This window comes from Micromonospora sp. NPDC007208 (genome assembly GCF_042869175.1).
Taxonomy (GTDB): Bacteria; Actinomycetota; Actinomycetes; order Mycobacteriales; family Micromonosporaceae; genus Micromonospora; species Micromonospora foliorum.
This window is the reverse complement of record NZ_JBIAFG010000012.1, coordinates 79,241-97,517: the sequence shown is the minus strand read 5'-3', so window position 1 is coordinate 97,517 and position 18,277 is coordinate 79,241. Positions and strand designations below refer to the sequence as shown.

General features: G+C 72.2%; 14 protein-coding genes. 9 read left to right on the top strand and 5 right to left on the bottom strand.

Annotation, left to right across the window (positions count from 1 at the left end; translation table 11 throughout):
- Positions 1-23: 23 nt before the first annotated feature.
- Positions 24-899: a glutamate ABC transporter substrate-binding protein gene (locus ACFYL6_RS22690; protein ID WP_238660653.1), complete on the bottom strand. Its 876-nt coding sequence runs from the start codon at positions 897-899 to the stop codon at positions 24-26.
- Positions 900-955: 56 nt separating this feature from the next.
- Positions 956-1,711, bottom strand: coding sequence for an amino acid ABC transporter ATP-binding protein (locus tag ACFYL6_RS22685; RefSeq protein ID WP_387173955.1), 756 nt, complete (start codon positions 1,709-1,711; stop codon positions 956-958).
- Between the two features lie 195 nt (positions 1,712-1,906).
- Between ACFYL6_RS22685 and selD the strand changes: the two genes are divergently transcribed.
- Positions 1,907-2,896 (top strand): selenide, water dikinase SelD, encoded by a 990-nt coding sequence (gene selD, locus ACFYL6_RS22680; protein ID WP_387173953.1) that lies wholly within the window; start codon positions 1,907-1,909, stop codon positions 2,894-2,896.
- A gap of 231 nt (positions 2,897-3,127) precedes the next feature.
- Positions 3,128-3,607, top strand: coding sequence for a hypothetical protein (locus ACFYL6_RS22675; protein WP_387173951.1), 480 nt, complete (start codon positions 3,128-3,130; stop codon positions 3,605-3,607).
- Between the two features lie 47 nt (positions 3,608-3,654).
- On the opposite strand, the gene ACFYL6_RS22670 is transcribed toward ACFYL6_RS22675, so the two are convergent.
- Positions 3,655-3,903: a DUF2277 family protein gene (locus tag ACFYL6_RS22670; RefSeq protein WP_238660657.1), complete on the bottom strand. Its 249-nt coding sequence runs from the start codon at positions 3,901-3,903 to the stop codon at positions 3,655-3,657.
- Between the two features lie 163 nt (positions 3,904-4,066).
- Here ACFYL6_RS22670 and ACFYL6_RS22665 point away from each other — a divergent pair, with 163 nt between their 5' ends.
- From ACFYL6_RS22665 to fxsT, 6 genes are all read left to right on the top strand, one after another.
- Complete coding sequence (locus tag ACFYL6_RS22665; protein WP_124817660.1) at positions 4,067-4,255, top strand: hypothetical protein; 189 nt, start codon at positions 4,067-4,069, stop codon at positions 4,253-4,255.
- Between the two features lie 63 nt (positions 4,256-4,318).
- On the top strand, positions 4,319-6,595 hold the full coding sequence (locus ACFYL6_RS22660) for an FxsB family cyclophane-forming radical SAM/SPASM peptide maturase (protein WP_387173948.1): 2,277 nt from the start codon (positions 4,319-4,321) through the stop codon (positions 6,593-6,595).
- Positions 6,579-7,406 carry an aminoglycoside N(3)-acetyltransferase gene (locus tag ACFYL6_RS22655; RefSeq protein WP_387173946.1) on the top strand — a complete coding sequence of 276 codons (828 nt, stop codon included), beginning with the start codon at positions 6,579-6,581 and terminating at the stop codon, positions 7,404-7,406. Before ACFYL6_RS22660 ends, ACFYL6_RS22655 begins: the two co-directional genes overlap by 17 nt.
- A 52-nt stretch (positions 7,407-7,458) precedes the next feature.
- Positions 7,459-8,118 (top strand): TIR-like protein FxsC, encoded by a 660-nt coding sequence (locus tag ACFYL6_RS22650; protein ID WP_387173944.1) that lies wholly within the window; start codon positions 7,459-7,461, stop codon positions 8,116-8,118.
- Complete coding sequence (locus ACFYL6_RS22645) at positions 8,115-9,386, top strand: TIR-like protein FxsC (protein ID WP_387173941.1); 1,272 nt, start codon at positions 8,115-8,117, stop codon at positions 9,384-9,386. The genes ACFYL6_RS22650 and ACFYL6_RS22645 overlap by 4 nt, the downstream gene beginning before the upstream one ends.
- Positions 9,383-13,252 carry an FxSxx-COOH system tetratricopeptide repeat protein gene (gene fxsT, locus ACFYL6_RS22640; RefSeq protein ID WP_387173940.1) on the top strand — a complete coding sequence of 1,290 codons (3,870 nt, stop codon included), beginning with the start codon at positions 9,383-9,385 and terminating at the stop codon, positions 13,250-13,252. The genes ACFYL6_RS22645 and fxsT overlap by 4 nt, the downstream gene beginning before the upstream one ends.
- A 67-nt stretch (positions 13,253-13,319) precedes the next feature.
- Here the strand turns inward: fxsT and ACFYL6_RS22635 are convergent, their stop codons facing one another.
- Positions 13,320-14,228 (bottom strand): alpha/beta fold hydrolase, encoded by a 909-nt coding sequence (locus ACFYL6_RS22635; protein WP_387173938.1) that lies wholly within the window; start codon positions 14,226-14,228, stop codon positions 13,320-13,322.
- 220 nt (positions 14,229-14,448) lie between these two features.
- Here ACFYL6_RS22635 and miaB point away from each other — a divergent pair, with 220 nt between their 5' ends.
- Complete coding sequence (gene miaB, locus ACFYL6_RS22630) at positions 14,449-15,942, top strand: tRNA (N6-isopentenyl adenosine(37)-C2)-methylthiotransferase MiaB (protein WP_387173936.1); 1,494 nt, start codon at positions 14,449-14,451, stop codon at positions 15,940-15,942.
- 142 nt (positions 15,943-16,084) lie between these two features.
- Here miaB and ACFYL6_RS22625 read toward each other — a convergent pair whose 3' ends face one another.
- Entirely contained in the window at positions 16,085-17,668 is a 1,584-nt protein-coding gene (locus ACFYL6_RS22625) for a cellulase family glycosylhydrolase (protein ID WP_387173934.1), read from the bottom strand.
- Positions 17,669-18,277 lie beyond the last annotated feature (609 nt).

The following is an 18,277-nucleotide window of genomic DNA, read 5'->3' as shown; positions in this document are numbered from 1 at the left end:
ACCCTCCAGATCGAAGGATCAGATCAGTAGCGGTTGATGGTGGGCGCCGAGCCCAGTTCCGCGCCGAACTTGCCGGCGGTGCTGTCCCAGGCCTTCTTCCAGCTGCCGTCGGCGACCGCCTTGTCCAGCGTGTCGTTGATGAAGCTGCGGAAGTCCGCGTCCTCCTTCTTCACCCCGATGCCGTACGGCTCCTTGGTGAAGTTGCTACCGGCCAGCTTGAACGACGCCTCGTCCTTGGCGATGTAGCCGAGCAGGATCACGTTGTCCGTGGTGACGGCGTTGACCTGGCCACCCTTGAGGGCGTCCCGGCACTTGTCGTAGGTGTCGAAGAGCACCAGCTGGGTGCCGACGTCCTTGACGTACTGCTTGATCGTCTCGGCCGGGGTGGAGCCGGTGACGGAGCAGACCTTCTTGGTGCCGTCCTTGAACGAGTCCGGACCGGTGATGGTCGTGTCGTCCTTCTTGACCAGGATGTTCTGGCCGGCCTCGTAGTACGGGCCCGCGAAGGCGATCCGCTCCTTGCGCTTGTCGTTGATCGTGTAGGTCGCGGCGACCAGGTCGACCGTGCCGTTGACGATCACGTCCTCGCGGACCTTCGAGGGGGCCTCGACCCACTCGATCTTGTCCTCGGGGATGCCCAGCTCCTTGACGATGATCTTCGCGATCTCGACGTCGAAGCCCTCCGGCTTGCCCGACAGGCCCTTCAGGCCGAAGCCGGGCTGGTCGAACTTGGTGCCGACCTTGATCTTCTGGGCCTTGTTCAGCTTCTCCATGGTGGTGCCGGCGGTGAAGGACTTGCTGCCAGCACCGGTGTCCCCGCCGTCGTCGCCACCACAGGCGGTGAGGCCGAGCGCCAGAGCGGCGACCGCGGCGACTGCCGCAACGCGCTTGATACGCATACTCTTCTCCTTCTTCAACGGAGCCCACCGAGTACGGCGCGCTCCACTACGGACGCTCAGTGCGTGAGGATCTTGGAGAGGAAGTCTCGGGCCCGCTCGCTGCGCGGGTTCGCGAAGAACTCCGCCGGTGGGGCGTCCTCGACCAGTTGCCCGTCGGCCATGAAGATGACCCGGTTCGCCGCGTGCCGGGCGAAGCCCATCTCGTGGGTCACCACGACCATCGTCATGCCGTCGCCGGCCAGCGAGGTCATCACGTCGAGCACCTCGCCGACCATCTCCGGGTCCAGGGCGCTGGTCGGCTCGTCGAAGAGCATCGCCTTGGGCTGCATGGCCAGCGCCCGGGCGATGGCCGCCCGCTGCTGCTGGCCGCCGGAGAGCTGGGCCGGGAACTTGTCCGCCTGGTTGGCGATGCCGACCCGGTCCAGCAGGGCCAGGCCGCGCTCGCGGGCGGCGGCCGGCTTCTCCTTGCGGACCTTGATCGGGCCGAGGGTGACGTTCTCCAGGATGGTCTTGTGCGCGAAGAGGTTGAAGGACTGGAAGACCATGCCCACCTCACTGCGGAGCTTCGCGAGGGGCTTGCCCTCGGCCGGCAGCGGCTGGCCGTCGAAGGTGATGGTGCCGGAGTTGATCGGTTCCAGTCGGTTGATCGTGCGGCACAGCGTCGACTTGCCGGAGCCGGACGGGCCGATCACCACGACCACCTCGCCCCGACCCACCGACAGCGAGACGTCGTCCAGCACGTGCAGCGGCCCGAACCACTTGTTGACCGCGTCCAGCACGATGAGCGGTTCGCCCGTCGTCACGTCGTCCACCGTCCCCTGTCGTCTCCCGGATCGGGGTCGGTTGACCCCCGGTGCGGCCACTGTAGGCGGCCCGATGTGGCAGAACGCAACTCAGCGGGTCACGGAGCGGTAACACCGGTCACGATCGTTCTCGGGCGTCCGATTTTGGTCACCGGCTGGGTGGTCACGGTGGCGATCGTGGCGCCTTGTCGAGATCATGGGGGGATGACCGAACCCGTACGGTTGACCAAGTACGCCCGCGGCGGTGGCTGCGCCTGCAAGATCCCGCCGGGCGAGCTGGAGATCATGGTGGCCGGTCTCGGCCCGGCGACCGGCACCGCGGAGTTGCTGGTCGGGTTGGATCACGGCGACGACGCGGCGGTGGTGCGCCTCGACGAGCGGACCGGCCTGGTCAGCACCGCCGACTTCTTCACGCCGGTGGTCGACGACGCGTACGACTGGGGTCGGATCGCCGCGGCAAACGCGCTCTCCGACGTGTACGCGATGGGCGGCACCCCGCTGGTGGCGCTCAACCTGCTCTGCTGGCCGCGCGACGTGCTGCCGATGGAGTTGGCAGGCGAGGTGCTGCGCGGCGGTCAGGACGTGGCGCGGGAGGCCGGCTGTCACCTGGCCGGCGGGCACAGCGTGGACGACGACGGCCCGAAGTACGGCCTCGCGGTCACCGGCACGGTCCGGCCGGAGGAGCTGATCACCCTCGACGCCGGGCGGGCCGGGGTGCCGTTGTCGTTGACCAAGCCGCTCGGGGTGGGTGTGCTGAACACCCGGCACAAGGCGACCGGTGAGAGCTTTCCGGAGGCGGTGGCCTCGATGAGCGCGCTCAACCGGGACGCGGCCCGCGCGGCGGTCGCCGCCGGCATCCGGTGCGGCACCGACGTGACCGGGTTCGGGCTGCTCGGGCACGCCTCGAAGCTGGCCCGGGCCAGCCAGGTCACGGTGGCCATCGACACCGCCCGGGTGCCCTATCTGGCCGGTGCCCGCGAGGCGCTGCGCGACGGGTTCGTCAGCGGCGGCAGCCGACGCAACCTGGACTGGGCGACCCCGTGGACCGACTTCGGCGCGGCGGACGAGGCCGAGCGGCTGCTGCTGGCCGACGCGCAGACCTCAGGTGGGCTGCTGGTCGCCGGCGAGGTGCCCGGCGCTCCGGTGGTGGGCGAGCTGCTGCCCCGGGGGGAGCATCTGGTCGTCCTGCGCTGACCGAGGGCGGTCGGACCTGCGGCAGGACACGCGGTGGCGGTGGTGCGGATGGCGCACCATACCCGATAAACTGTCACCTTCCCGCTACTCCGAGCAATGCCGCTCAGGGAAATTTTGCCCGGAATGGTCACAGACCGGTAACTTGCCCCCGGCTGGGGTCAAATGCCCCCCACCATCGTGTGTAAGGCCCGATCCGGAGGCCGGTGGGGACGAACGCAGCGAGGAGGCGGAATGACCGAGCTGTGGAACTGGAGAATCGACGGGGCTCAACCCGTGGAGGTCTACCCGGCGCTGGCCGAGGCGCTTGGTCGGGTGGTGATGCCGTTGGCGGTGGCCGACCCGGCGCGGCTGCCGGCGTACGCGGTGGTGTGTGACGTCTGGCAGGCGCCGGGCGAGTTCTCGACGGTGGTGGACTGCTACGGGGTGCCCGAGCAGCTCTCCGAGCACGCCAGCATCGCCGCACTGGCCCGATTGCTGGGCCGCAACTGCCTGTTGCGCGACGACACGCTCGACGCGGGCCGGCACCTGCTCGTCGCCCCGGACGGCACGGTCCGTCCGGTGCACTTCGACGTGCGGGACACCGACGACGGTGAGGTGCTCAGCAGGCTGCGGCTCTGCTCGCTGGGCGACCCGGGTTGTCGGGGCTGGTCGCAGTGCCACCGCTCGCGCTGGGCGCCGGACACGGTCGCCCCAGCGCTCGCCGCGGCCTGACCCTCTGCAGGGTCAGGCCCGGCCGGGTGCCCTGCCGGTGGGCGCGATCAGCCGGCGGCGGTGGCCGACCGGTCCGGGGTGCCCGCTCCGGCGCCCCGCACCACCAGTTGGTCGAGCAGGGTGCGCGTCGCCTCGGCCACGGCGGCCACCGCGGCGTCGAACGCGGCGGCGTTGTGCGCGGCGGGCGCCCGGAAGCCAGAGATCTTCCGGACGTACTGCAACGCCGCCGCCTCGACGTCCGCGTCGGTCACCTGCGGGGTGAACGGTTCGCGCAGCGTCTTGATGCTCCGGCACATGTCAGCTCCTCCTCCGGCCACCGCGGCCTGCCACTCGGCGTGCGGGCAATGGTACCGACGGTGACACTGGGTCGATATTTGTCTATCCTGGTCACGGACCAGAGCCGTTCGAGCCACAGCCGCCGCTCGCGCTCCCAGCGCCCCGGGCCCCCGGAGACTCATTGTGGACCATGCCCCCGCCCGCTCATCCCGTCCCGACCTAGACGATCTCACCCGTAGCCTGCACACCCCGCTGGAACGGATCGCCGTCGAGCACGCCGATCTGATCGAGGCGGTGCGCAGGCGCGTCGTCACCAACGACTCCGTGCCGTCCGGCATCGTGGCCGTCGCCGCCTTCAACTCGTCCATCTGAGTGATGGTCTGCCGGTGCGGTCCACCCGGAGTGGGCGCATCGTGCCGGCGGATCAGCCAGTTCGTGCTGAAGGTGCACAGCCGCTGTGACCTCAGTTGCGACCACTGCTACGTCTACCAGCACGCCGACCAGACCTGGCGTGGCCGTCCGGCGCGGATGCCGCCGGCCACGGTCCAGGCCGCCGCCCGGCGGATCGCCGAGCACGCCCGCGAGCACGGGTTGCCGACCGTGCACGTGGTGCTGCACGGGGGTGAGCCGCTGCTGCTGGGTGCCGCCGGGCTGCGGGAGGTGCTGGCGGAGCTGCGGACGACCATCACCCCCTGGACGCGGCTCGACCTGCGCATGCAGACCAACGGCGTGCTGCTCGACGAGGAGCTGTGCCGGCTGTTCGTCGAGTACGACGTGCGGGTCGGGGTGTCCTTCGACGGCGACCGCGCCGCCAACGACCGCCACCGGGTCTTCGCCCACGGCGGCAGCAGTCACGACCTCGTCCGGCGGGCGTTGGCCCTGCTCCGGCGGCCGGAACACCGCGCCAGCTACGCCGGCATCCTCTGCACCATCGACGTCCGCAACGACCCCGACCGGGTGTACGAGGCGCTGCTGGCCGAGAGCCCGCCCCGGGTCGACCTGCTGCTGCCGCACGCCACCTGGGACGACCCCCCGGAGCGCCCCGGCCCCGGCCGCACCCCGTACGCGGACTGGCTGGGGCGGCTGCACCGGCGGTGGGTGGACGACGGGCGCCCGGTGTCGATCCGGATGTTCGAGGCGCTGCGACCGGGTGGCGGCGGCACCGAGGCGTTCGGTCTCGCGCCGGCCGACGTGCTGGTCATCGAGGCGGACGGCAGTTGGGAGCAGGTCGACTCGCTGAAGACCGCGTACCACGGCGCGGCCGACACCGGGTTCGACGTGTTCGACCATTCGGTGGACGAGGTGGCGCGGCACCCCGGGGTGGCCGTCCGGCAGGACGGCGCGGACGGGCTCTGTGCGACCTGCCGGGCCTGCCCGGTGGTCGACCGGTGCGGCGGCGGCCTGTACGCCCACCGCTGGCGCACCGGCTCCGGCTTCGACAACCCCTCGGTGTACTGCGCCGACCTGCTCCGCCTGATCGACACCGTGGACGCCTACCCGCCGCCCACCCCACAGGCGTCGGACGAGTGGTCCCCCACCTCGCCCGCCGACGAGTTGCTGGACGACCTGGCGACCGGGCACGGGTCGACCTCGACGCTCGCGCTGCTCGCCGCCACCCAGCTCTCCATCACCCGGGCGCTGCTGGCGGCCGGCCGGGACCGGTCCGGCGCCACGGCTGCCTGGGACCTCCTCGTCCACCTCGACCAGGCGGCGCCGGAGGCGGTCCGGGCGGTCCTGGCGCACCCCTTCGTCCGGCCCGGGCTGGTGCATCGCCTCGACTCGTCGGCCTCGCCCAGTCTCGGCGCGGCAGTCGACCCACTGCCGGCCCTTGCCATCGCCGCGGCCCTGCTGGCCGGCGTCCCGGCCACGTTGCAGGTGCCGGTGCGGGCCGACACGCTCACGTTGCCCACGCTCGGCAGCCTGGTGCTGCCCGGCCTGGGGGAGAGCGCCGAGGTGACCGTCCGACCCGGCGAGTTCCGGGTCCGGGGTGGGTCGGTCGAGCAGACGGTGCTCCTCGACCCGCTGGCGCCGCCGTCGACCGGCTGGCTTCCGACGCGCGACGTGTCGGTGCCCGGTGGCCGGTTGCTGCTGGAGGACGGTGACCCGTACCGCGACTGCTACGGCCAGCCGGTCGAGTCCCGGCTGGAGGTTCCGGCGGCGCGGGCGTTGGGCCGTACCCTGGCGGAGGCCTGGCGGGTCGTGCACCGGGACGTGCCGGCGCACGCGGCGGCGCTCGACGGCGGCCTGCGTGCCGTCGTTCCGTTGGCGCCCGACCCGGCGCGACCCCTGCGGAGCGCGACCGCCCGGCACGCGTTCGGCGCGGTCGCCGTCACCCCGCACAGCGACCCGGAGACGATGGCGGTGCTGCTCGTGCACGAGTGGCAGCACGCGAAGCTGGGCGCGGTGCTCGACCTGTACGACCTGGTCGAACCCGCCCACGGCACCCGGATCCGGGTGCCGTGGCGCCCCGATCCGCGACCTCCGGAGGGCGTCCTCCAAGGCGTGTACGCCCACCTCGCCGTCACCCAGGTCTGGCAGTCCCGGGCGGCCACCGACCAGCCGGACGCGTCGGCGCACGCGGCCCACTTCCTGGCGTGGACCCGGGACGGCGTCGACGCGCTGCTGGCCAGCCGGTCGCTCACCGCTGCGGGTGAGCGGTTCGTCGGCCAGCTGCGCCACGCCCTGGAGGAGACCCGTGTCGGGTCCCGATGAGCAGCCACTGCCCGGGCTGGGCCGTCCCCGCCTCGCCGACGACCTGCGGGCGCTGGGCGTACGCCCGGGGGTGTGCCTGCTGGTGCACTGCGGCCTCCGTCGGGTGGGCCCCTTGGAGCACGGCCCGGCGACCCTCGCCGGCGCGCTGCGCGACGTCCTCGGCCCGGCCGGCACGCTGCTGGTGCCCACCCATACCGACGGCAACTCGACCACCTCCCGGGCCCACCTGGCGGCCACCGCGGGCATGGACAGGGCCCAGCGCGAGCGGTACGAGGCGGCGCTGCCGGGCTGGGACCGCCGGACCACCCCCTCGCAGCGGATGGGTGCGCTCGCCGAGTACGTCCGGTGCACCCCCGGCGCCGTGCGCAGTGACCATCCACAGACCTCGTTCGCCGCGCTCGGCCCTCGGGCCCGGCAGCTCACCGACGGCCATGACCTCACCTGCCACCTGGGGGAACGCTCACCGGTCGGCGGCCTCTACGCGGCGGACGGGCAGATCCTGCTGCTCGGCCTCGGCTACGAGGCGTGCAGCGCCCTGCACCTGGCCGAGTACCGGCTGCCGGTGCCGCCGCCCGAGCGCGACTACCACTGCTTCCGGCTCGTCGACGGGGGGCGGCGGGTCCGCCTCGACTTCCGGACCCTCGACCTGGACGACCGGGACTTCCCGACGGTGGGTGCCGCGCTCGACGCGACGCCGTTGGTGCGGCACGGCCGGGTGGGGCGGGCCACCGCCCGCCTGCTGCCGGCGCGGGCCGCTGTCGACTTCGCGACTGGCTGGTTCGCCACGAACCGGTTGGCGGCGCAACGTTGACGCGGGGACTACGCTGATGTTCCGGCCGCGTGGGGAGGGCGGAGGGGCAGCGGTGAGCACAGTGGACGCACCCTCCCAAGCACGCGCCCCGCTCTTCTTCATCAGCTACTCGCGGGCGCCGGTCGGCCGGGCCACCGGCAAACCCGCCGAGTACGTCTCCCGTTTCTTCGAGGACCTCTCCGTCCACGTCAGTGAGTTGGTCGGTCCGGTGACCGGAGTGGACGCCGGCTTCCTGGACAGCTCCATCGCCGGCGGTGAACGCTGGAGCCCGGAGCTGCTCCAGGCCGCCGGCACCTGCCAGGTCTTCGTTCCGCTGGTGTCCAGCGCGCTGCTCGGCAGCGACTGGTGCGGCCGGGAGTGGGACGCGTTCTCCCGTCGACGGATCACCCCGCGACACAGCTCCGCCTCGGTCCACGAGACGGCGATCGTGCCGGTCACCTGGTCGCCGACGAACGGCACGGCACTGCCCCGGGTGCTCCGCGACATCCAGCGCTTCACCCCGACCGCGATGCCGGATCCCGACATCGCGGTGCACTACCAGCGGGACGGGGTCTACGGCTTGCTGACCATGCAGTGGGAGAACGCGTACCGGGCGGTGGTCTGGCGGCTCGCCCAGCGGATCGTGGCCATCCACCGGTCGTACCTGGTCGAGCCCTGGGTGCCGGCGAGCGTGGACGAGCTGTGCAACCGGTTCGCCGAGGAGTCGGAGTGAGCCCGCCGACGGACCGGCGCCGGCCGGGGGCGCGCGGGACGTACTTCTTCCTGAGCTACGCCCACTCGGCGCCGCCGCCGGGCGCCCGTGCCGACGCCGACGTCTGGGTCGGCCAGTTCTTCGCCGACCTGACCGACGAGGTGCGGCGCCAGGCCCGACCGGTGGCCGGGATGCGGATCGGCTTCTTCGACCAGCACATCCCGTTGGGCGCCGACTGGAAGGCCGCGCTCGCCGAGGCGCTCGGTGACGCCGAGGTCTTCGTCCCGCTCTACTCACCCGGCTACTTCAGTCGCCCCTGGGCGCTGGGGGAGCAGGAGTCCTTCCGGGCCCGGCTGGCCGCCGCCGGGCCGGCCCGGCTCACCGCCGGCCACCTCACCCCGGTGCTGTGGATCCCGTTCCCCCCGTGGGAGGCCCACCCGGAGCTGGACGGCGCCCTGGACCTGGGCCGCGACGTCCCCGCGTACGCCGCGGACGGCCTGCGCGCGTTCTGCATGCTGGCCTCCTACCGGGCCCAGTACGAGCTGCTGCTGAGCCGCCTGGCGAGCCGGATCGTGCACACCGCCGAGCGGCGACCGATGGGCCCGTCCCGGGCGCCCGGCCTGGACGAGGTCGTCCGTCCGGCGCCGACCGACCCGGACTTCGTCGTCGCCGTCCTGGCCCCGACCCGGGACCGGCTGCCGACCGATCGCGACCCCGCCGGCTACGCCGCCAGTGGCCGGCTCTGGCGGCCGTACGGGCGCAGCCAGCAGCTACCCGCCGCCGAGTACGCGGTCAGCACCGCCGAGCGGCTCGGGCTGTCGGCCCGTACCGAGGACTTCGCGCAGGCCTCCGCGCTGCTCGATCGACGGCCGGCCGTGCTGCTTGTCGACCCGTGGATCGCGGCGGCACCGGACGCGGCCGGGCTCCTCGCCCGCATGCTGCACGGCCTACGCGAGTGGGTCGTTCCGCTGGTGGTCACCGACGACGACGACACCCAGGACGCCACCCGCTGGGCCGCCGAGGTCACCCAGCTGCTGCACGACGCCGGTCTGCCCCAGGTGAAGCGCGCGTGCAGCATGCCGGAGTTCGTCGACCTGATGCCGGCGCTGGTCACCGAGGCGCGCCGGCAGTTCCTCAAGTACGGCCCGGTCGTCCCCTTCGAACCACCCCCCGAGCCGGTGCCGAGCCTGCGTGACGGCCTGCCCGCCGCCGGCTCGACCGTTTCCACAGACCCCGCGTCCCCGCCTGATGATCCGGCCCCACCGCGTCCCCACGGAGAAAACCGATGAACAACGATCGCGAAGGCCAGGTCGTCACCTTCTACTCGTTCAAGGGTGGGACGGGCCGGACGATGGCGCTGGCCAACGTGGCCTGGATCCTGGCGGCCAGCGGCCGGCGGGTGCTCGTCGCCGACTGGGACCTCGAGTCACCCGGTCTGCACCGCTTCTTCCACCCGTTCCTCGACGCCGACGCGATCCAGGGCACCAGCGGCGTGATCGACATGATCCGCGACTACGAGTGGGAGACCACCCGGGTCGACGACCGACCGGACCGCTGGATGGAGCAGTACGCCCGGGTGGGGCGGCACGCGTTCTCGCTGCGCTGGAACTTCCCCGACGGCGGCGGGCTCGACTTCCTCTCCGCCGGCCGGCAGAACAGCGACTACGCCGTCTCGGTGAGCGGCCTGGACTGGGACAACTTCTACAACCGGCTGGGCGGGGCGCAGTTCTTCGAGGCGCTGCGCGCGGACATGAAGCGCCAGTACGACTTCACCCTGATCGACAGCCGGACGGGGTTGAGCGACGTCGCCGACATCTGCACGCTGCACCTACCGGACACCCTGGTCGACTGCTTCACGCTCAGCGACCAGGGCATCGACGGCGCGGCCCGGGTGGCGCACTCGGTCCGGGACCGGTACCGGCGGCGCGACATCCGGGTCCTGCCGGTGCCGATGCGGGTCGACCAGGCCGAGAAGGAGCGGGCCGAGGCGGGTCGCCTGCTGGCCATGCGCCGGTTCGCCGGGTTGCCGGCCGGCATGACCGAGGCGGAACGTCGGCGTTACTGGGCCGCGGTGGAGGTCCCGTACCGACCGTTCTACGCGTACGAGGAGACCCTGGCCACGTTCGGCGATCCGCCGGGCTCACCGACGTCACTGCTGGCCGCGTTCGAGACGTTGACGGGGATCCTCACCGACGGCGCGGTGACCGCGCTGCCGCTGATGGACGAGTCGGTACGGGAGCGGGGCAAGGCCCGGTTCCGCCGACGCACCGAGGCGATCGACGATCAGATCGTGCTCCGGTACGCACCGGAGGACGCCATCTGGGCCGAGTGGCTGGAGCGGGTGCTCAGCTCGGCCGGGCTGCGGGTGGTGGAGCCCGTGGCCGCCGTCGGGTCGGCCGGCACGCCGGCCCCGCGCACCCTGACCGTTGTCTCGCCAGCCTACGTGGCGACGCCGTCCGGTGGTCTGCCCGACCGGGACACGAGCACCGGCTCCACGGCCCTGGCCGTGTACGTCGCGGACCTGCGCCCACTGGCGGAGTTCCCGGCCCAGAGTTCCACCAACCTGGTCAACGTGAGCGCCGCGACCGCCGTGGAGCGGGTGTTGCGGCTGGTCGGCCGGCCGGTGCCGTCGTCGGCGGACGGGCCGGCTGCCGGCGCCACCCGCTACCCCGGCACCGAGCCGTTGATCTTCAACGCCCCCAACCGGAACGCCCGGTTCACCGGCCGGGAGGACGACCTGGCCCGGCTGCGCGCGCAGTTGCAGAGCGGGGGCAGCGCGGTGGTGCTGCCGGTCGCCCTGCAGGGCATGGGCGGCGTCGGCAAGACGCAGGTGGCGTTGGAATACGTGCACCGGTTCAAGGCCGCGTACGACGTGGTCTGGTGGATCGTGGCGGACCCGCCGCAGTTCGTCGACACCGCCCTCGCCGACCTCGCCGGTCGCCTCGGCATCCTCGTCGGCCCGACCCTGCCCGACACGGTCCGGTCGGTGCTCCAGGTGCTCGGCCGTGGTGAGCCGTACGAGCGGTGGCTCGTCGTGCTGGACAACGCCGAGGAGCTCGACCAGATCGAGCCGTTCCTGCCGCAGGGCCCCGGGCACGTCCTGCTGACCTCCCGCAACCGCGCCTGGGGTGACCGGGCGAACCCGATCCAGGTGGACGTCTTCGACCGCACCGAGAGCGTGGCGCACCTCGCCCAGCGGGTGCCCACGATCAGCGCCGAGGAGGCCGACCGGGTGGCCGAGGCGCTCGGCGACCTGCCGATCGCGGTGGCCGCGGCGGGCGCCTGGCTCGCCGACACCGGCACGTCGGTCGCCGACTACCTGCGGCAGATCGAGCGGCACGGCCCCAGCGCCCTCTCCGTGGAGGCGACCTGGGACCTGTCGCTGAACCGGCTGCTCGAGCAGGCGCCCGCCGCGTACCGGCTGTTGCAGCTCTGCTCGGTGCTGGCCCCGGAGATCGCCCTCGAACTCATCTACAGCGACGAGATGGCGGCGGCCCTCGTGCCGTTCGACCCGTCGGTGTCGGAGCGGCTCGTGCGCGGCGCCCTGGTCCAGCAGATCAACCGCCTGGCACTGCTCAAACTGGACGTCCAGGGCGGTCGGGTCCAGGTGCACCGGCTGTTGCAGGCGGTGGTCCGCGACCGGATGACCGACGACGAGATCACCGCCGCCCGACACCAGGTGCACCTGGTGCTGGCCGCGTCCCGGCCCCGCGGCGACGTGGACGACCCGACCACCTGGGCCCGGCTGCGCATGCTCTGGCCGCACCTGGAGGTCTCCGAGGCGTTGACCTGCCCGGACGAGGCGGTGTGTCAACTGCTGATCGACCGGGTCCGTTATCTGTGGCAGCGCGGTGGTCTGGACCAGGCCGACGCGTTCAGCCAGGAGGTGGACGACACCTGGAGCGCCCGGCTCGGCGACACACGTGACGAGGTCGAGGCGTCGGCGCTGGGCCGACAGCTGCTGCACCTGCGGTTCAACCGGGCGAACATCCTGCGCAGCCTGGGCCGGTTCGACGAGGCCCGGGACCTGGACGAGGCGGTGCTGGCCGAGCAACGCCGACTGCTGGGCCCGCTGCACCCGCACAGTCTGATGACCGCCGGCAGCCTCGGCGGTGACCTGCGGGCGCTCGGCCGCTACGCCGAGGCCCTGGAACGGGACCGATCCACCTACGCCTCCTGGCTCCAGGTGTTCGGCGAGGACCACCCTCGGACGTTGAGCGCCGCCAACAACCTCGCCGTCTCGTACCGGCTGGTCGGCGACTACCGGTCGGCCCGTCGGTGGGACGACGAGGTGCACCAGCGGCGGCGGCTGGTGCTCGGCCCCACGCATCCCTACACCCTGGTCTCCGCCGTGCGGCTCGGCAGCGACCTGCGGGAGGCTGGCGAGTACGAGAGGTCGGCCACCCTGCTGCGCACGGTGTACGAGACGTACTGCGAGGTGCTCGGGCCGGATGACGGCCAGAGCCTGGCCGCTCAGGTCAACCTGGCGGTGTCCCTGCGCAGTTGCGGTCGGGGCAGCGAGGCCGCGCCGATGTTCGAGACGGCCTACCGCGAACTCGACGACCGCTTCGGTCCGGACAACCCGGACACGGTGGCGTGCCGGTCGAGTCGGGCGGCGAACCTGTTGGCCGTCGGCGACGCGGCTCGGGCGTTCACCGAGATGACCGCCGTGCGTCTGGCGTTCGAGGAGCAGCTCCGGCTCGGCCCGGAGCACCCGCACACCCTGGCGACGGTGAGCAACATCTCGGCCGCGGAGCGGGCGCTCGGCCGCCGGTCGGACGCGCTCGCGTCGGCGGCCCGCGCGGTCGGCGAGTTGCGCAAGGTGCTCGGGCCGGACCATCCGCACACCCTCGCGGCGGAGGTCAACCAGGCGGTGTGCCTCGCCGAGGAGAGTGACTGGGAGTCGGCGCGGGACCGGCTGCGGGAGACCGCCGGCCGGCTGGCCGCGGTGATCGGCGCGGACCACCCCGACACGCTGCGCTGCCTCGGCGATCTCGCCCTGGTGTCGCGGCGCGGGGGCGACGGCGCTCCCGCCGAGGACGTCGGCGTCGTGGCGGACCGGCTGGCCGAGGTGATCGGCGTGGAGCATCCCACCGTGCAGACCCTGCGGGAACGGCGGTTCGTGGTCCGGGTGATCGACCCCCACACGATCTGACCGGGTCGTCCGGCGGGCGGGGACGGGTGTCCGGGCCGCCCGCCGGTCTGGCCGTGCCGGCCGGCGCTCAGAGGCGCGGGCTGGTCGCGAGGTCCGGCGTGGCCAGCCAGGCCAGGGTCTGCGGCAGGATCTCCACCGCCCCGAAGTGCGCGGCGCCGGGCTGCACCTGCACCTCGGCGCGCGGGATCCGCGAGGCGAGCCAGTGGGAGTGCTCCACCGGGGAGAAGCGGTCCTGCTCGCCGTGCCAGAGCCGGACCTCCGCGCGGATGGCGCCCAGGTCGAACCCCCAGCCGCGCCGGATCGCCAGCACGTCGTCGATCCAACCCTCGGGGCCGTGCCGCAGCGCCTCGGAGTACATGTCGGTCAGCAGTCGGCGGATCGCGACGTCGTCGACGACCCGGATGTCCTCGTCGGGTAGTTGGGGGCGGAGGAAGTCCAGCAGTGTCATCGGGTCCCGGCGGGCCTCGTCCGCGCGAACCTTCAGGTTGAGCGTGAGCTCGGCGAGGTCATCGTCGGCCTGCCCGTAGTCCTCCACGTTCGATTCCGCCATGCCCGCGTACCAGTCCAGGTCGGGTGCGCCGGCCGGGGCGAGCCCCACCAGCACGGCGGCCCGGGTGACCCGGTCCGGCAGCAGCGCGGCGCAGGCCAGGGCGTGTGGCCCGCCTCCGGAACGGCCCACCACCGAGAACCGGTCGATGCCGAGGTCGTCGGCGATGGCCGCCACGTCGGCCGCGGCGTCGGCCACCCGCCGGCCCTCGTGCCGGTCGGAGTCGCCGTACCCGGGTCGGTCGTAGCAGACGAGGTGCACGCCGAGGCGGTAGACGACGATGCCCCGGGGGCGGGGGCCGCTGCGGCTGCCCGGGGTGCCGTGCAGCAGGAAGACCGCCGGCCCGTCCGGCGCGCCGGAGGTCTCCACCGCGAGGTGCCGCCCGTCCGGGGTCGTGACGGTGCGCTGTGTCGCCTCTTGTCGCGTCACGGTTGGCCTCCCGCGGGTCGTCATGTGCTCCCCCGTGAACGGAGCCGCGCATCGTCGGCGCCGAGTGCAAAGCCCCCGAAATCGCCCAGAACACATTCTTGTTGTGCAGCGTACTGCCCGTCGTGGATGCCCGCCATGGGCCGGCGGGTCAATGCCGGCGCGTTGGGCCCCCCGAACGGGCCGCTACCCTGGTAGCCCGAGGGGAAGGGGCACCAAGAGGGTGGCTAGGACCTACAACGTCGTGACGTACGGCTGCCAGATGAACGTGCACGATTCTGAGCGGATCTCCGGCCTGCTCGAACAGGCCGGCTACGTGCGCGCGGTGCCGACCGACGACACCCCGGACATCGTCGTCTTCAACACCTGCGCGGTGCGGGAGAACGCGGACAACCGGCTCTACGGCAACCTCGGTCGCCTGCGCCCGGTGAAGGACAAGCACCCCGGGATGCAGATCGCCGTCGGCGGCTGCCTCGCGCAGAAGGACCGGGGCGACATCGTCCGCAAGGCGCCCTGGGTGGACGTGGTGTTCGGCACCCACAACATCGGCGCGCTGCCGGTGCTGCTGGAGCGGGCCCGGCACAACGCCGCCGCCGAGGTGGAGATCCTGGAGTCCCTCGACGTCTTCCCGTCCACGCTGCCCACCCGCCGCGAGTCCACGTACGCCGGCTGGGTGTCGATCTCGGTGGGGTGCAACAACACCTGCACGTTCTGCATCGTGCCGGCGCTGCGCGGCAAGGAGAAGGACCGGCGCCCCGGCGACATCCTCTCCGAGGTGCGCGCACTCGTCGACGAGGGCGTGCTGGAGGTGACCCTGCTCGGGCAGAACGTCAACTCGTACGGCGTGGAGTTCGGCGACCGGTACGCGTTCGGCAAGCTGCTGCGGGCCTGCGGGGACATCGACGGGTTGGAGCGCGTCCGGTTCACCAGCCCGCACCCGAAGGACTTCACCGACGACGTGATCGCCGCGATGGCCGAGACGCCGAACGTCTGCCACTCGCTGCACATGCCGTTGCAGTCCGGCTCCGACGACGTGCTCCGGGCGATGCGCCGGTCCTACCGTTCCGAGCGCTACCTGGGGATCATCGAGAAGGTCCGGGCGGCGATGCCGGACGCGGCGATCACCACCGACATCATCGTCGGCTTCCCCGGTGAGACCGAGGCCGACTTCCAGCGCACCCTGGACGTGGTCCGGGAGGCCCGGTTCTCCTCGGCCTTCACCTTCCAGTACTCGAAGCGGCCCGGCACCCCCGCCGCGACCATGGACGACCAGCTGCCCAAGCAGGTCGTGCAGGAGCGCTACGAGCGGCTGATCGAAACCGTCGAAGAGATCACCTGGGCGGAGAACAAGCGCCTGGTGGGCGAGACCGTCGAGGTGCTGGTCGCGGTCGGCGAGGGCCGCAAGGACGAGCGGACCGGTCGGATGTCCGGTCGGGCGCGCGACGGTCGACTGGTGCACTTCGCGACCGAGACCCCCGGCGGGGAGTCGCTGGCCGGTCAGATCCGGCCGGGCGACATCGTGCACACCACGATCACGTACGCCGCGCCGCACCACCTCAACGCCGACGGTGCGCCGGTGGCGCACCGGCGTACCCGGGCCGGCGACGCGGCCGAGGCGGGACGCTCCCCGCGTACCCCGGGGGTTCTGCTCGGTCTGCCGACGATCGGCGCACCGCCGGTCGCGCCTGCACCCACCGCTGGTTGCGCCACCCACTGACCGCACGGAAGGGCCCCTGGACGAGGGGCCCTTCCGCGAAGGACCGAGTCAGACGGTGATCCGGCCGACGCCGGCGCCCGCCGTCACGATGGACTTGACGTTGCTCGCGGCCGATGCGGTGCGCACCGGCCGTCCCGGTGGTTCAGCAGCTGGCGCCGCTGAGTTTCACAGTGCCCGGCGCGCTGGCCGTGCCGTTGGCGGTGAAGCCCACGGTGACCGACCCGCCCGCCGGCAGGGACGGGGCGTGGCTCGGAGCGGCCGCGGTGACGGTCGTTCCGGACTGCGTGACGGTGGCGTTCCACCCACTGCCCAGCGTCACCCCGGACGGCCAGCTCCAGGTGACCGACCACGGGTTCACCGCGCCCGAGCCGGTGTTCTTCACGGTCAACTCGCCCTGGAAGCCGCCCTGCCAGGCGTTGACCTGCCGGTACGTGGCCGTGCACGCGCCGGCCGGCGGGTCCGTCGGCCCACCGGTCGGCGGCCCGCCGGTGCCGCCACCGGACGGCGCGATCAGGTACGGCTGGAGGATCGCCTGCTTGGCAGTGTTGATGGTGGTCCAGTCGTCCAACGCGATACCGCCGGTGTCACCCGAGTTGGGGTTCCACGACCAGTAGGTGAAGGACATCCCGGTCACCCCGGTGCCGGTGTACGCCATCAGCTTCTCCAGCCACACCTTGTCCTTCGGGTCGACCAGGGTGCTGCCGAACTCGCCCATCATGATCGGGGCGATGTTCTGCTTGTAGAGGTAACCGAAGTACTTGTCCCAGATGGCCGGCATGTTCGCCGGGTAGTCCGGGGCGTCGAACCAGGTCTGCCGGTACACCGAGGTGGCGTACTCGTGCGGCGAGTAGACCAGCCGGTTCGCCACGTTCAGCCGGACCGGGAACTGGCCCGCCTTGGACAGGTTGCCACCCCACCAGCCGCAGTCCTCGTCGTTGCTGGTGTCGCCGTCCCAGACGTTGGAGAGACCCCCGCTCGGGCAGCTCACCCCCTCCACGAAGATCAACCAGTTGGGCTGCACACCGAGGATGGCGTTCCCGGCCCGCTCGGCGGCGAGCCGCCAGTCCCGGGTGGTGTCGCCACAGCCCCAGCACGCCCCGGTGGCCGCCGGATTGGTGCCCTCCGCGTGCGGCTCGTTGTGCAGGTCAGCGCCGATCACCGTGGGGTTGCCCGCGTACCGCTGGGCGAGCATCTTCCAGTCGTTGATCCAGGTCGCCTCGGAGACCGTCGACGTGTACCAGAGCGGCGACTGCCCGGCGGCCGTCGGCCGGTGCCGGTCCAGGATGATCCGCATGCCCTTGCTGCCGGCGTAGTCGATCACCTTGTCCAGGATCTGCAACGGCGACAGCCCGATCAGGTCCGGGTTGACGAAGTCGTTGATCCCGCTGGCGGTCGCGCCCGGCTTCAGCGCGTCGTTCGAGTACGGCACCCGCAACGTGTTGTAACCCAGCCGGGCCATCGTGTCGAGCTGCCCCCGCCACGGGTTGCTCGACCACAGACCGTGGAAGGTCTTGTTGTCGGTCTCCATGCCGAACCAGTTGATACCGGTCAGCCGGACCGTGGCCCCGGTGCTGTCCACGATCTGGTTGCCGCTGGTGTGCAGATAACCGGTACCGGTGCCAGCGGCAACGGCCGGGCTGGTGCTGACGGCGGCGGCGAGGAACACGCCGGACGCGATGGTGGCGAGCGCAGTGAGCGCGCCGCCGAGAGCTTTGGGACGGAACATTCGAGCTCCACTTCGGAGGTCCGGCGCCGTCCAGAAACGACGCCGGCAGGCGGCCGTCCGCACGTCACGCTCCCCCAGGGGTACGCGGACAGTGCGCGACGGCCCATGTCACGCGGACGTGGTCACTCGCGGAAGCTCACCGGCGACCCTCGACGGCGGATGTTCCGCCTTCGTCGCCCTCGTGCCGGTGGCCCTACCTGGCTCCGTCGCTCATTCTGATCAGCCCGCGTCAATGCGTCAACCTGCCCCGCCTCGCCTCGCCCCGCCCGTCCCCGCGTCCGCGCCCCGGGTCCGCACCCGGTACCCGCCCCGCCCGTCCGCGCCCGCGTCCGCGCCCCGCGCCCGCACCGGCGCACCGCTGCCCGTTCTGCGCCGCGCCCGCTGCATGATCGCGCTAGAACATGGATGTAGTGGCATCCCGGGGCTTCGTGGCCACTACATCCTGGATCGAGCGTGACCTTGGCGGCGGATGCCCCCGAACGCCGCTCCCGGTCCGGTCGGGGGCGGTGTTCGTCGTCAAGATCCGCGCAATATCGGGGATGTTGCTGTCTCGCGCGCGCCGGAGGCAGCAACATCGGGGAAGTTGCGAGGATCTTGGCGCGGGGCGCG

Bases quoted from the DNA above. Each gene is read 5' to 3' on its own strand.
- fxsT (WP_387173940.1), top strand. From the start codon at position 9,383: ATGAACAACGATCGCGAAGGCCAGGTCGTCACCTTCTACTCGTTCAAG.
- ACFYL6_RS22690 (WP_238660653.1), bottom strand. From the start codon at position 899: ATGCGTATCAAGCGCGTTGCGGCAGTCGCCGCGGTCGCCGCTCTGGCG.
- ACFYL6_RS22625 (WP_387173934.1), bottom strand. From the start codon at position 17,668: ATGTTCCGTCCCAAAGCTCTCGGCGGCGCGCTCACTGCGCTCGCCACC.
- selD (WP_387173953.1), top strand. From the start codon at position 1,907: ATGACCGAACCCGTACGGTTGACCAAGTACGCCCGCGGCGGTGGCTGC.
- ACFYL6_RS22670 (WP_238660657.1), bottom strand. From the start codon at position 3,903: ATGTGCCGGAGCATCAAGACGCTGCGCGAACCGTTCACCCCGCAGGTG.
- ACFYL6_RS22675 (WP_387173951.1), top strand. From the start codon at position 3,128: ATGACCGAGCTGTGGAACTGGAGAATCGACGGGGCTCAACCCGTGGAG.